A 15,310-nucleotide genomic window follows, 5' to 3' on the forward strand; every position below is an offset into this window, starting at 1 on the left:
GCAAGCACTAAATAGTGCCTTAGCATAGGCTTGGGTCCCCTGTGCCCGCACAGGTCCTGCAGCCACAAATAGTCAAATAATCAACTGAAGTTCCGCGCGATGATCCCAAATCTGCCCCTTCTGCGTCTAATTGCCCTTGCCAGCACCCTCTGCTTGAGCGTACTCGCTGTAGCCGGTGAATCAAGAAGTTACCTGGCACATCAGCAAAGCAAAGACTCACTTACCATACAATTAAATGATGGCGAGGTCTCCCTTACACCGGTCGGCCCTTCGGCACTCTCCCTGCACTACCACAGCGAAGGTATCAAACAGCTGCCTTCTTTTGCTATTGACGACAAGCCGGAAAGTTCGTTCAAGGCCCAGTTGCGGGACGGAGAGGACAAGCTCATCTACCAAACTGGCTCCCTTACAGCAATTATCCACAAGTCTCCCTTCCGAATTGAGTACTTTCGCGGTAAAGAGCCAATCCTAAGTGAAGAAAGCGGCTTCTTTGCCACCGAGACAATGCGCGGATTCCGCTTTGCACTGTCGCCAGAGGAAAAACTACTGGGCGGTGGAGAGCGGGTTATGGGGATGGACCGTCGCGGTCAACGCCTGCCCCTGTATAACCGTGCCCATTACGGGTACACCACCGAATCCAACCAGATGTATTTTTCCCTGCCTGCAGTACTGTCCAGCAACAAATACATTCTGCTGTTCGACAACTCTGCCACCGGCACCCTGGATCTGGGCGCAAACGAAGAAGATATCCTGCAATTTGAAGCCGTAGCCGGGCGCACCGCTTACATCGTGGTAGCCGGTGAGACTTATCCACAGTTGCTGGAAAATTATGTATCCACCACCGGCAAACAGCCCCTGCCACCCCGTTGGGCCCTGGGTAACTTCGCCTCCCGCTTTGGCTATCACAGCGAAGCCGAAGTCCGCGCAACCGTGGATAAGTTTGCCGAAGAAGATTTCCCCCTGGACGCCCTGGTGTTGGATCTCTACTGGTTTGGCCCGGATATCAAAGGCCATATGGGCAACCTGGCCTGGGACAAGGAAGCCTTTCCCGAACCAGAAAAGATGATGGCAGACCTTAAAAAACGCGGCATCAATACCATTCTGGTGACCGAGCCTTTTGTCCTCTCCACCTCCGAGCGCTGGCAGGAAGCCGTGGCGAATAATGCCCTGGCCAAAAACCTGGCCGGAGAGCCCAAGCGTTTTGATTTCTACTTCGGCAATACCGGCTTGATTGATGTCTTCTCCGAAGATGGCCGCGACTGGTTCTGGAATATTTACGACGGGTTATTGGAACAGGGCGTAGCCGGCTGGTGGGGCGACCTGGGTGAACCGGAAGTTCACCCCTCCGATACCGTTCACGCAATCGGTATGGCCGATGAAATCCACAACGCCTTCGGCCACGCCTGGGCACAATTACTACACGAACGCCAAACGGCAAAACACCCTGAACGCCGCCCCTTTATTATGATGCGCGCCGGTTTTGCCGGCTCCCAGCGCTACGGCATGATCCCCTGGACCGGCGACGTTGCTCGGGAATGGGGTGGCTTACAGCCCCAGGTGGAATTGGCTCTGAGTATGGGCTTGCTGGGCTTTGGCTACACCCATTCAGACCTGGGTGGCTTTGCCGGTGGTGAGAAATTTGACCGTGAACTCTACATCCGCTGGTTACAGTACGGCGTATTCCAACCGGTTTACCGCCCGCACGCCCAGGAGCATATTGCTTCCGAGCCAGTTTTCCACGACCGCCGCACCCGCGACATCCTGCGCGAATATGTAAAACTGCGCTATCGCCTGCTGCCCTACAACTACACCCTCGCCTTCGAAAACAGCCAGACCGGCATACCGTTGATGCGCCCGCTGTTTTTCGAAAACGAAAGTGATCTGTCCCTACTGGACTACAAGGATGCTTACTTGTGGGGTCAGGATTTCCTCGTTGCCCCAGTCGTGGAAGAAGATGTGGATGAGGTCGCGGTAAAACTGCCCGGCGGCACCTGGTTCGATTACTGGACTGATGAACAATATTCTGGCGATCAGGCCCTGGTAGAAGTGAACCTGAAAACTATTCCTGTACTGGTGCGGGCCGGCGCCATTATTCCCACCATTGACGGTATTCACAGCAGTCGTGATTACTCCAGTAAAAACCTGACCTTGGATTACTACGCGCACCCATCAGCAGCAAAATCTGAGCGCTATGTTTATGAGGATGATGGTGCTACCGCGCAAGCTTTTGAAAAAGGCAAATACGAGAAGCTGCATTTCTCAGCAGAAAACAAACAGCAGGGTTTATCCTTTTCCTTTAGGCGTGAAGGCGAGGGCTATACCGGTATGCCGGAGTCCCGCAAGGTCACTTTAAAGATTCACAACTGGCAACAAGTGCCCGTGCAGCTCAATATTACCGGCAAATCCCTGCCTATTTTCGACAGTGAAAAAGACCTTGCTCAGACACCCCGTGGGGCCTGGTACAACAAGCGCAAGCAGCAACTGCTGGTTAAATTTGACTGGCATAAAGAACCGCTGGATTTAACGCTCAAAAATCAATAATTCAGCAAACCGCTGTTCACTGACTAAAAACTTTTAAAGTCATCAGGAAACAATGAAGAAGTTACATTCCCTGTTTATTGCCAAACTCATTTCGGCTTCATTACTAGGTGCTGCTCTATTCGGCGCTGCCAGCTGCAGCCAGGAGAGCGGCCCGGAAGAAATACAGCCCGCTGAAAAAGTTGCAGAGAAAAAAGCGGTTATCTACCAAGTGCTGCCGCGCTTATTTGGCAACACTAACAGCACCAACAAACCCTGGGGCACACTCGAAGAGAATGGTGTGGGTAAGTTCTCCGACTTTACCCCAAAAGCACTGAATGAAATCCACGCGCTGGGCGCCACCCATATCTGGTACACCGGTGCCCTGCACCACGCGCTCGTTGGCGACTATACGGAATACGGTATCAGTAACGATGATCCAGACGTGGTTAAAGGCCGCGCCGGCTCTCCCTATGCCATCAAGGATTACTACAGCGTAAACCCGGACCTGGCCAATAACCCAGCAGAGCGATTACAGGAATTCCGCGCACTGGTGGAACGCAGCCACGCGGCCGGTCTGAAAGTGATTATCGATATAGTGCCCAACCATGTAGCCCGCGCCTATCACTCTCTCGATAAACCCCAAGGCGTACAGGATTTTGGAGCTGGCGACAACACCCAGGTCACCTACGCCCGCAACAACAATTTCTACTATGTGGTGGGCGAAGACTTCCGCGTGCCCGTTGCAGAAGACAGTTATCAGCCACTCAATGGCGAAGTCAATGATCTTGTCGATGGGCAGTTTATAGAGAGTCCAGCGAAATGGACCGGTAATGGCGCGCGCAGTGCACAACCTGCAATGCTCGACTGGTATGAAACGGTCAAAATTAATTTTGGCGTTCGCCCCGATGACAGCAAGAATTTTTCTGAGCTACCCCAGGAATATGCCGAGCGCGACTACCGGGCCCACGCCCAGTTTTGGGCAGACAAGAAAGTCCCGGACACCTGGGAAAAATTCCGCGATATCGCCCACTACTGGCTGGACTTTGGCGTGGATGGATTCCGCTATGACATGGCCGGTATGGTACCGGTAGAATTCTGGAGCTACCTGAATTCCTCCATCAAAATGCGCAACCCCAACACACTGTTACTTGCCGAAATCTATACTCCGGAGCGCTACCGGGACTATCTGCACCTGGGCAAAATGGATTACCTCTACGATAAAGTCGGCACCTACGACGCTATTCGCGCGGTCATGGAGAACAAGGGCAGTACAGATAAAATCGCAGAGGTGCAGGCAGGCCTGGTAGATATTTCCTCTCATATGTTGCGCTTTATGGAGAACCACGACGAGCAGCGTATTGCCAGCCCACAATTTTCTGGCAACCCAGAGGCAGGCAAACCTGCAATGCTGGTATCCGCCGCGCTCTCTCCAGCCCCTACCCTGGTTTACTTTGGCCAGGAGTTAGGAGAACCCGCCAACAAAGATGCCGGCTTCGGTAAAGCCAGCCGCACCACCATTTTCGACTACTGGTCAGTACCCAGTATACGCCGCTGGAATAATGAGGGCGCTTTTAACACTGCTCTGCTGACAAAAGAAGAAAAAGAATTGCGCAGCTTCTACCAGCGACTGCTCAACTTCTCCAAGCAAAGCTCTGCCTTACGTGGTAACTATTTAGATTTGCATAAATACAATCGCAAGCAAAGTACTGGCTATGGGGAAAAGCAATTTTCCTTTGCCCGCTGGGACAATTGTGAAAAACTATTGGTAATAGCCAACTTTAGCAGTCGACATTCTGAATTTGATTTTGTTTTACCAGAAGAGTTACTTCGTAAATGGAATTTGAAAGATGGAGTGTATCAGGTTAAGGGCCAGATTTCTGATAGGACGATAAATCTCCTAATAAATAACAGGCTAGGGAAGATTCACTTTAAACTAAAACCCTTCGAAAGTAACATATTCCACATTTCAAGTGCATCACCTCAAAATTCACCAACAAATATTTAGTGAAATTATATCGGGGAGTGGACACTCCCCACAAATTCAGAATCGATAAAAATCATATTTCTGGCTACTTCTTTTCTGGAAATCATTCACATCCCCCATTTAAAACCAGATATACGCATCGAAAAACTGTGAAGCAGTCAACAATTATTTAAAGAAATAAAAAATTATTTATTTTGCCTCCCATTACAAATAACATGCATCGATTCCAATAATATTAGCTAATAGAATACTAATAACTGAGACACTCGAACCAGTTACAGGGAAATCATGTTGATTATTGCTGCAGATACATGGAGGACAATGTGAGTATATATATTAATAAACCCTGGATTAAACTCATTAATCTGGCAACTATGTCTATAATATTGACCGCTTGTGGAGGAGGGTCATCCAACAGTAGCTCTAATAGTGAGCCCTCCTCAGGTCAAGGGGATGGAGCAAACAATACTCCCCCTGTAATCAATAGTTTATTACTATCACCTGAACAGGCATATAATGATACACCCCTCTCTATTCAGCTAGATGCAACCGACGAAGACGGTGACCAGCTGGAAGTCAGTTATATATGGAAAAATAACGAAGAGGTTATTGGTGAAGCAACCAATAGCAACCTTGAACCTGCCTACTTTAACCGCGGCGACAATATTCTTGTAGAAGCTTCTGTCACCGATGGCAAAGATACGGTAACGCAAACCGCATCTATTACTATTCAAAATAGAACACCGGTTATCGAGAACCTAAGTTTTATTAACTTGCCTGTTTTTACCCAGCCGGATCTACAAGTTACTTCAACAGTCTCTGATGAGGATGGTGATCAGATAACCTCCACGTATCGGTGGTCAGTTAACCAAAAAGAAGTTATCGGTGTAACAACAGATACATTACCTTCGGACTACTTTTCAAAAGATGACCAAATAACAGTAACATTAATCGCCTCAGATGGCGATCTAGCTACCGAGCTATCTGCCAGCACTGAGGTACAAGATTCCCTGCCTGTACTGACTATTGTCAATATGCCGGAAACCGCACAATATGGTGCTGAAGCCACTTTTCAAATAGTAGCTGAAGATTTTGATAACGATCCATTCACGCTTGAATTTCAAGCACGCCCCAATGGTATGGAAATGGATGAAAGTGGTATGGTCAGTTGGACGCCAACTGGGCCTATGTTCGATACGGAGATGGATGTCACTTGGGAAATTCTACTGACCCAATCAGAATATTCACATAGTGAAAGCAGAACAATTAAAGTACTCGACCAGAATCGGCAATTTCCACTTGCAAGAGGCCATTCAAATATATTTTCTAAGATTCAATTATCAACTGTTGGAGATTTTGATGGAGATGGAGCACAAGAAGTATTATCCACCAGTCAGAACAGCAGGCGACTTTCTATCTGGGGATATGACGGTTCTGATTTCGCAATTAACTGGGAATACCCTTTCTCGATAAGCAGCTATAATGATGGTCTTTCACCCGCATCAACTATTTCATCTGTTGCCTCTGCCGACTTCGATGGCAATGGCCTAGATGAAATATTGGTAGGGTTAAAATATTATAACTCCTTGGTAGGAGACCCGCCCCAATTAGGCCTGTATAAATTCAATGAAAATTTTAAGCCTGCGAAAATTTCAAGTGTTGATGGTTACGATATTCATGAAATCAAGGTTTACAATCTGGACAATGACCCAAATTTAGAGATCATTCTATTAGTCCAAACCACAACCTCCCCTTTTCCAGTACCTGACGGTTATCAGCGCAAAGAAAAACTAGTCATTCTGGACAGCACAGATTTTTCAATTAAATGGCAGTCAGAATCACTAGCCCTAGGGACTAATTTTACCATCGGTAATTTAGACCTTGATGATGAAATGGAAATCGTAACCGGTAATGGCTTTCTATTGGACCGTGATGGAAATAGTTATAAAACAGCTTGGCACTATGAGAATGGTTTTACTAGAGAATGGCGTAGTATAGAAACAGCAGATATAAATATGGATGGGGTAGAGGAAATTATTGGAATTCACCCGGACACCGGATATCTTACTGCGTACGACACTATAACGAAAAGCATAATCGCTGAGAATCCGGGTTCCATAGATTATTTTCGCATCATCCAACCTCCAGAGGAAACGTCTGCAAGGTTTGTGACGACATCAGGTTCGTTCCCAGTAGTATATTCCTTTAGCCCAGATACTCTCCAATTTACCAGCTTATTAACAGGAGAAAGAACAATACCTAATCAATTCTCCTCAAATGTGATGATTTTCAATATGGATGGAGATCCAGAACTGGAGTATCTTTATTACGATGGAAAGAATTTGGCAATTTTCTCAGAAAATCCAGGGGACTCTAAGCTCCAGTTAGAATGGAATTCAGATGAAAGAGCACCCAACTTCCGCAGCTACATGCTTCCTATAGAACAACATGAGTCTAATACTTCTGAGATCCACGCTTTAGTTCTTTCGAATTCCCTAGATGAACCCACATATGTATTTTCTTTAGACTCAAGCAACGGAAAAACCTCTTTGAGCCCAGAAATCTATCTTCCAAAAGGCGATGATTATGACACTCAATTAACACTTTTAGACTTACAGGATGACGGCATAAAAGAGCTAGTTTTCGTAAATAATGAAAGGCCTGGAATTTATGATTTCTTTTCAGAGTCAATAATATGGTCTGGAGAAGCCACAGGGTCAGATCCAAGGCACATGGTAGTAGGTAAACTTGGCAATAATACGGAAAGCAGCATCGTAGTCACGAATGAGGACTCATCTCTTCAAGCCTATAATGCAAACACTTATGAATTAATTTGGAGTAATACATCTGATGGTGGCAACCATCTAGAATTATTCAATATCAACAACAGTGGGAAGATGGGTATTGCTGTCTCAAACTACGACAAAATAAGTATTTTAACTGAAGAAAATAGCTACCAATCCCCAGTATTTCAATTCCAAATTAACGATACTCCAGATGAGTTTAGAGACCCAATATTTTCAGAAAATATTGAAGACATATGGTTCAACCCTATAGAAACGGGGGATATAGATGGAGATTCAATTGATGAAATTATTGTCACGATGGGTTTAAGACCCGAATACAACCACCATTGGATGATGATATTAAATCAAGATTTAAGTGTGAGAAGTGTTGCTTACCTTCCGGATGTCGATCGGGTTAATGCAATACAGATACAGAACTACGGCTTATCACACAGAAACATTTTATTAGCTATAGCTAAATTCAATACAGTTTACATTGCGGAAATGGACCCCAAAACTGGAAAAACCATCAGCATATCACCCGAATTGGCATCCTCTCCGTGGAGGCACATGAATTTTACAGACACCAATAAAGATGGAATTTATGAATTAACATGGTTGTCGGGGGAGCTCACTATTAATGTAACTCGATAACCTAAACTATTCTTTTCTGTATATATAGACAATTTAAAGCAAGAAAAAATAAAGCAGGCCTAATGCAAGGCCTGCTTTATTTGTTCATCTATAGACCATCCACATTGTAAGTCATCGTTTGATCATTAATCCGCACCGTATAAATTCCTGTAACAGAGATGTAAATATCAGAACCATCCCGCTCAAGAATTTTGTCGGTATTGTTATCGCCGTAGTTTTCACTCCAGTCACCATTGACATCAAATTTAAAACGCTGCTGGGATTGACCATCGAAGTTAACCGAAATTTCCCAAAGGTTATCCGCCACTAACTGCATTGCCTCAGATCCCCAATTATTTGGCGTTCCACGGAAATATAGGGAGGAAAAATTAGAGGCGTGGCCGCCACAATCCACACAGGTTAGGGAGTAACTGAGTGTTTTATCATTCACTTCAACAAGATAAGTACCAGCCACATTGGTATAAATATCATTGCTGCCCTGCTCCAGAAACCCATCGGCATTGTTATCCCCGTAATTTTCATCCCAGTTAGTACTTACATCAAACTTGAAACGCTGATTACTACTGCCATCAAAAACGACTGTTGTACGCCAGGTATTATCCGCTACCAAACTCATGGCCTGAGTGCCCCAGCTATTGGGCGTTCCCCGAAAATGCAGTGCAGTGAAGTTTTGTGCATAGCCTCCATTGGGATCAATCACTGTAATAGTCGCAGTGTCACTATCCGTCAGGTCATCGTTATCCGTTACCGTCACTGTTTCTGTATAGGTACCAGCACTGTCGAAACTCAGGGAAGTACTGGCGTTGCTGCCACCACTACTCCAGCTATAGGACACCACACTGCCATCAGTATCGCTAGAAGCGCTGGCATCCAGAGTGATACTTTGATTGATCGCAACGGTAACTGCTGAGGGAGAGACAACCGCTACCGGTGCCTGCTGGGAGGAAACTTCAGTAAGGGTATAGCTCAGGCTCTGATCATTGACTTCGATTCGATAATTACCACTTACAGAAGTATAAATATCTGCACCGGTCTTATCCAAAGTACCATCGGCACCATCATCGCCGTAATTTTCGGCCCAATCACCATAAATATCCAGTTTAAAGCGCTGGTCCGCCTGACCGTCAAAGTTCACTACCAACTGCCAGATATTATCGCCCACCTGTTCAAATGCTGTACTGCCCCAGTTATTGGCAGTACCGCGGAAGTACAGGCTAGGGAAGCCAGGTTCAGCGCAATCGTCACAAGGTGTTACTAACTGGCCACCATGAATTGCCGCAGCAGAGTTGGCAGCCACATTAAAGGTAGCATAGCCATTGCCATCCACAGTAATCACATCACCACTGCATTCATGATCGTCCGCCAACACATTGCAGTAATCCCCCGCGGGCATGCCGGTGTAGAGACTTTGGCTCAGGGAGCCCCCCTCATTATTGATCACCACAAAACCCTTGTTGCCGCGGCCAAAAGCAATCTGGTTATTGCCATTGTCCCACCAATTGTTCATGGCAGTACCGTTGGTATAGTTACGGAAACCTACCATATTGGCGATATTGCCCCAGCGGTGTTGACAGACCCAAGCGCCATTTTGACAATTATTCGGGCCATTGCTGGGAGGACCAATATCAGTATCGGTAAAGTCATACCCCGACATTACCTTGGGATAACCGTAGGGATGAGCCAACATAAAGACATTGGCCAGGTTGTATTTGGCCCCATCGTGATAAGTCAGATTACCACCACCACCATGGCCTCGCTCGCGGTCGTGGTTATCGATAAAATGTACCGCATCGCCAGAAGGGAGCAGCCCCCAGCCTTCACCAATAGTGGCAAGATTTTTAATCTGACCATTGAAGTTACTGGCCACATCGGTGCCATATTTGAATTCGGTGACACTGCCTAAAAAAGTGTAATTGTAAGGCTGAATTTCCGAAGCTTCGCCAGCAGCACCAATAACCTCAGAGAAGACCCAGGGGTTGCCAGCTTGATTCACAATGGCGTGCAAATCGCTTGGGGACATATGCTTGACCGCATCTATACGAAAACCATCAATTCCCATGTCTTTTAATTTACTCAAGTAACCAGCCAGTTTTCCCTGTACATAGCTGGAACCGGTATCCAAATCCGGCAAGCCACTCAACCTACAGCTCCATACGTGATTGGCATCATTGTAGTTATTGATGGTGCAATCGGAGTGATAGTCGTTATAAGAAAACTCCGGATGGTCCAGCAAGGTCCACTGAGTGCCGCCCCAACCGGTACCACCGCCATTCCAGGCCGCCGTATGGTTAATTACCGCATCGGCGTAGACTTTCACACCTGCTGCATGGCAACGGTTGATCATGCTTTGCAGTTCCTGCTCAGTACCACTTCGACTGGTTAAATTTGTATAAGTCACGGGCTGATAGCGCGCCCACCAGGTGGATAGGCTGATATGCTCATTGGGCGGAGATATTTGCACCGCATCAAAACCCTTAGGCCCGAGAAAGTTCTCACACTCACTGGCGATATCATTCCAGCTCCACTCGAATAAATGTACAAAAGCGGTACCGGCATTAACATGGGCACTAGATAGTGTACCAAGCACAAGGCCCGTACTGGCCAGTAGCCTTTTTAGGGGAAATGGATTGTTCATTATTGCTTTCTCTTAGTCATCTTTTCGCTGTTATTTTTTTAATCCAGGTATCTGAGCCCTCAATCACACAAACGGCAGGTCAAGGGAGCAAGATTTCCTGAATTTAAATACCAAAGTCACCAATTTAGAAACAGCAAGCCTTAAAGCTCAGGAGAGCCTCCCAACAGAGATAAAAGAAGCTAATGCATAACAATCAATATGAGGTTCAATTTACTAAGTACTCACAGCAAATGCTCACCAGTTGAATCCAACCAAGCGAATGACTTGCATCAGTGAGTGCAAATGATTGCCGGGAAATGACAACCTGAGAGATAACTAAACCTAGTTATCGTTGTTATATTTAACCCTAATAAGTGCTTCTAACCCAGTGACTCCAGTACAATGGGCCACCCTCCATGAAGAATGACCTATAGCAGAGTAAAGAAGTGGTACTAATGCATACATCCCCCTTCAGGGGGGCGTAGTAGCTTTATCTGCAGAGGTTTGAAATTAGCGACAAGTGAAGCTCTGCACTGTTCAAAAAACAAACTTAGCTTGTCGACCGGCTTTCCGCTAAGCGCCAAGCCAGGCCCAACTACGGACGTTAATGATCACAAAACATGTGAGAGTCATACTTCTCTTTTTTAGCAGCCTGCTTGGCACGTATGCATTTGCATACTCAGGCAGTGAAACTTCAAAAATGTCAGAACAATATAGTTCTTCTGATGCTGTCTTTCTGGCAAGGCTTAGAACTACAAGTTCTTCCTAGTTTAAGTGGGAGATAAGTGAGGTAATAAAAAGCTCCAAGCCGCAATTATCAAAAACTATTGAGCAAAGTATAATTTCCTGTGACCCACGGCTTAAGGAGGAACAAGAATGACTTTTATCCACCAAAGGAAACGAACCCCTATACTGAGCAGGTGCAGCTTTAACCTTCAAGCTGAATGTCTCAATAGGGACTGGCGTAATAAGCTATCGAACAACCATTAACATATCTAAACAAACAGGCATACTAACGCGTGTGTTTGTTCAAAGCGTTAAAACATGACAAATACGGTGAGCTTAAAGAAATTCTCTCTGATAGTTTTTGTCTCTTGTATTCTTTCAGCATCCTCTTTTTATGGTTACCTACTAATACATGATCAGATAAGTAGCTACATCAGGTTCGAAGGTAGAGCAGGGAGCAATCAATTTATTGAGTACAAGCCAAATAGCTTCCACCTTAGGGCACAATTAGAAGAATCTAAAGGCAACATAGAACAAGCATTGCTAAATCAGCTTCATCAAGATTTTGAGGAATACCAGGGATCACTATCATTATGTAAAGTTAGGCAAATTTATGGTGACCCTACCTACTCTGTTTTGGCAGAAATAGACTGCGAATACTCCCAGTGAGTTTTAACAAACGGCTTTTCTTGCCCCTTCGGGAGTTGCCCCGCTACATTACGCTTAATTACCGCAAATTCAGGGTGTTAAGAAATTTTTCACTGGAAGAGAAGGTGTCAATAAATCAATGTAAAATGCCTAACCAAATAGATTGCCACTCCCTGCTGAACTAAAATATACGGCACCATGCACCCTAGTATAAAAACAACGGCACTAAAATAGGTAATCACTTCTAGATATGTTGGACTTGCTTCTTAACCGTCTAAAGCAAAGCAACTGCCCAGTTATAGAAGCCTTCTCCCGCAGGGGAGCTATTCCCCAAAAGATCTGCACAAGTCGCGAGCCTGTCCAAATCAGTAATTGCAACTATTGCCAATACCTAACAAATACTGCCATCACTAATAGCTGAGTAATGTATTTCAGCCAGATAGCGATTATTGTATCGATAGCCCCTGAGGATAGCCCTGCTGGCAACTCAACTTGATCTAACTCAATACGTGCTTCCCCCATTGCTTCATTATGCGCCGATAACAGGGCCAAATGGCGCATATTTCTACGTATTTCAATAACAAAATCTCCGCGCCACTATCGCCCCGTGATAGATTAGACCCAAGAGTCAACTGCATAAGGCAGGGACCAGAAATACCCTTTGATCTGGAGGAAAGATGGAGCAGCAAAGCACCGTATTCGTGGTAGTGGATCCCAACGATGAAAAGCATGTAGCTCTGGAGCGAGCTCTGACCACTTCCCGCGGGCGCAATCCACAACCGCGCCTTGCAGTGTTTGTAGCCGTTGATGGTGAGGCTGTAGATACTCGCGCAGTAAACGACCACCTCTTTCGTGATGAATCCTGGTTTCGCGAGCAAATCCGCGAGCCTATTTCCGAAGCAGGGTTATCCTGTGAAATTACTGTATGCTGGTCCAGCGACTGGCAAGCAGCCATTGTGCAGGAATCCAAGCGCTACAATGCGGAAATGATCTATTTGCCGGTACACGCAAAATCCAGCCGCCGCTTTACTTTTGCCGAGTCCAAGTGGCAGGTATTAAAAACTGCACGCTGCCCAGTGGTTCTAATCCGTCCTGGCGCCAAGGAAGAGCGAAAAGTGGTATTGGCCACCGTGAACTACCAGGCTAAAACCCTGGAACAGCGCCAGCTAAATCGCCAGATCAGCGAGCGGGCTACTTATATTGCCGGTCACTATGGTGCCGAACTGCACTTGGTAAACGCCTACCTGGATTCCATGCTTTACCCGGATCGAGGTGCGCTGGCCAAACTCGCAGACAAAACCGGAGTACCAACACACCGCATTCACGTGAAGCAGGGATATACCAGTGATGTGGTGGAAACTATTGCCCGCGAGATTGATGCGGACCTGGTGGTAATGGGAACCCTGAACCAGTACGGTGAAACCGGCTCCTTCCTGCGCGGTAACACCGCCGAACGAGTGATCGGCCAGCTAGACGTGGACGTGATGGTGTGCAACCAGTTCACTACCACTGACATGAAACACGATTGAGCGGCTTTAATAAAGCCCTTTAAGGCCTGGCAATCGAAAAATTGCCGGGCCTTATGCTTGCTATGATTTCTTCGGCTTGGCCGAGAGCAGCAGTAACTCAGCCTGAGTATCAAACATTACCCTACCGCTTTTAACCCTGGCACGTTTGCCGGAGTAGTAGTCCGTCAGCTCAGTGCCATCAGCAAAAACCCCCACTACAGAGACAGTCTTTTCTCCACGAGGCAGATCCATAGCAACTACGACCGATTGCTCGCCGGATAAGGTACGAGCGAAGGTGTAAGGTATATCAGCGATTTTCTTGTGCACACCAGCACCCAGCGCCGGGTGGGCTTGGCGGAACTGGCCGAGCTTTTGCCAGTGAGCCAATAATTTACGGGTCTCAGGCTTTTTTAGGTCATCCCAGTTCATCCTGGTACGCATGGAGGCATCTCCATAGGCACGATCATCGATCATGGGGCGAGCCAGTTCATCGCCGTAATAAATCTGTACCGCACCGGGAGCCAACATCAACTTGGTAGCAGCACTCACAGTTTGCTCGCGCTCACGATCAAATGAATGGTGATCATCGTGTGAACCCAAGTAGTTGAGTACCCCTAAACCTTTCAAGTCTCCGTTATTTAGTGCTGCTGAATAGCTGGAGAAGATCTCCTCAGCAGATTGGCCGGCAACTTGGGCGAAGTCAAAATTGATCAAACTGTCGAAGCCATGCCGGTAGAAATCCACTTTCTTATCATTGTAATTGTAGGCACGCCCAACTGTGGGACCGAAGTTATTAACCCCAAAGTGATAGACCTCCCCCACCATAAAGAAGTCACGGTCATCAAGTTTCTTATGCGGGTTTCTGGCTTTCCATTCCGCCAGTGCCAGATCTGCTTCTTTTCTCAATACTGCCCAGGCTTCTGCCTCTACATGTTTTACTGTATCCACACGAAAACCATCCACCCCATACTCACGCACCCAGTCTGTCAGCCATTTGATCAGATAGTACTTGGGCGCACGGGGATAACCTGTACGCTCGAAGAATGCATCCAGTTCACTCTGCTCCTGCTCCAAGCGTCCCTCATCCTTCCACTTTTCAAGCAACTGCGGCGGTAACGCCACAGCATCTTCACTTTCCGTAAGAATATCTGTGAGGTTCTCGTGTATCGCACATTCAACATTCCCGGCGTAATCAGACCAGTCACACTGCTGACCATTTCTCAACCAGGAAGCCGGCCATTTCGCGTCTTGTTCCGTAACAGGCCCGGTATGATTAATGATCACATCCATTAGTATGCGAATACCGCGGTTATGGGCGACTTCAATCAGCTCCGCTAACTCGGCCTCAGTACCGAAGTTTGCATCCACAGCGGTCCAATCCTTGGGCCAGTATCCATGGAAAGCATAAGTGCGCTTATCGGACTCGTTATAGCCGTGGATATTCTCAATCACCGGAGCCATCCAGATAGCATCCACCCCGAGATCATTAAAATATCCCTCCTCAATTTTCTCTATCACCCCACGCAGGTCACCGCCCTCAAAGCCGCGCAAATAAGCTGCGTCAGCTTTCCGTTCGTAGGGGAAATCATTTTTGGTGTCGCCATTCAAAAAGCGATCCGGCAACATAAAGTAGACAGTAGCATTACGCCAGAAAGGATCTACCGGCTCGACAGCTACAGCAGCTTGCGCGGCTCCCAATAGCAAGGCCATCAAAAAGCTGGTCAATTTATACATTATTTCCTCTTGTCTCACCGCTCACTATTTGCCCATTGCACTCTAATATGCACAGTAAAACACACATCCTCCTGCTAGGGGGCGTAGATTCGGGCTATTGCGACCGCAGCGTCCGGTTAATATCCCTTTTTCACCA

At 46.7% G+C, this 15,310-nt stretch carries 6 protein-coding genes; 4 read left to right on the plus strand and 2 right to left on the minus strand.

Going from position 1 to position 15,310, the window contains the following annotated elements:
- The first annotated feature begins 99 nt into the window (after window positions 1-99).
- The 3 genes from ACJJI7_RS04215 to ACJJI7_RS04225 all read left to right on the plus strand — a co-directional run bounded on the left by ACJJI7_RS04215 (window position 100) and on the right by ACJJI7_RS04225 (window position 7,944).
- A complete protein-coding gene (locus ACJJI7_RS04215; protein ID WP_444902579.1) occupies window positions 100-2,541 on the plus strand; it encodes a glycoside hydrolase family 31 protein in 2,442 nt (813 codons plus the stop codon).
- A 52-nt stretch (window positions 2,542-2,593) separates the two neighbouring features.
- Window positions 2,594-4,525 carry an alpha-amylase family protein gene (locus tag ACJJI7_RS04220; protein WP_353375587.1) on the plus strand — a complete coding sequence of 644 codons (1,932 nt, stop codon included), beginning with the start codon at window positions 2,594-2,596 and terminating at the stop codon, window positions 4,523-4,525.
- Window positions 4,526-4,827: 302 nt separating this feature from the next.
- Window positions 4,828-7,944, plus strand: a complete 3,117-nt coding sequence (locus tag ACJJI7_RS04225; RefSeq protein ID WP_444902578.1) for an FG-GAP repeat domain-containing protein — start codon at window positions 4,828-4,830, stop codon at window positions 7,942-7,944.
- Between the two features lie 88 nt (window positions 7,945-8,032).
- Here ACJJI7_RS04225 and ACJJI7_RS04230 read toward each other — a convergent pair whose 3' ends face one another.
- A complete protein-coding gene (locus tag ACJJI7_RS04230) occupies window positions 8,033-10,579 on the minus strand; it encodes an alpha amylase C-terminal domain-containing protein (protein ID WP_444902577.1) in 2,547 nt (848 codons plus the stop codon).
- Window positions 10,580-12,609: 2,030 nt separating this feature from the next.
- Here ACJJI7_RS04230 and ACJJI7_RS04235 point away from each other — a divergent pair.
- On the plus strand, window positions 12,610-13,461 hold the full coding sequence (locus tag ACJJI7_RS04235; protein ID WP_282952321.1) for a universal stress protein: 852 nt from the start codon (window positions 12,610-12,612) through the stop codon (window positions 13,459-13,461).
- Between the two features lie 60 nt (window positions 13,462-13,521).
- On the opposite strand, the gene ACJJI7_RS04240 is transcribed toward ACJJI7_RS04235, so the two are convergent.
- Window positions 13,522-15,174, minus strand: a complete 1,653-nt coding sequence (locus ACJJI7_RS04240; RefSeq protein WP_282952320.1) for an alpha-amylase family glycosyl hydrolase — start codon at window positions 15,172-15,174, stop codon at window positions 13,522-13,524.
- Window positions 15,175-15,310: the final 136 nt, after the last annotated feature.

The sequence above is a fragment of the Microbulbifer variabilis genome, assembly GCF_056232115.1.

What these genes read in the sequence shown, in the direction of transcription:
- ACJJI7_RS04215 (WP_444902579.1), top strand. Translation starts at nt 100, where the DNA reads ATGATCCCAAATCTGCCCCTTCTGCGTCTAATTGCCCTTGCCAGCACC.
- ACJJI7_RS04230 (WP_444902577.1), bottom strand. Translation starts at nt 10,579, where the DNA reads ATGAACAATCCATTTCCCCTAAAAAGGCTACTGGCCAGTACGGGCCTT.
- ACJJI7_RS04220 (WP_353375587.1), top strand. Translation starts at nt 2,594, where the DNA reads ATGAAGAAGTTACATTCCCTGTTTATTGCCAAACTCATTTCGGCTTCA.
- ACJJI7_RS04235 (WP_282952321.1), top strand. Translation starts at nt 12,610, where the DNA reads ATGGAGCAGCAAAGCACCGTATTCGTGGTAGTGGATCCCAACGATGAA.
- ACJJI7_RS04240 (WP_282952320.1), bottom strand. Translation starts at nt 15,174, where the DNA reads ATGTATAAATTGACCAGCTTTTTGATGGCCTTGCTATTGGGAGCCGCG.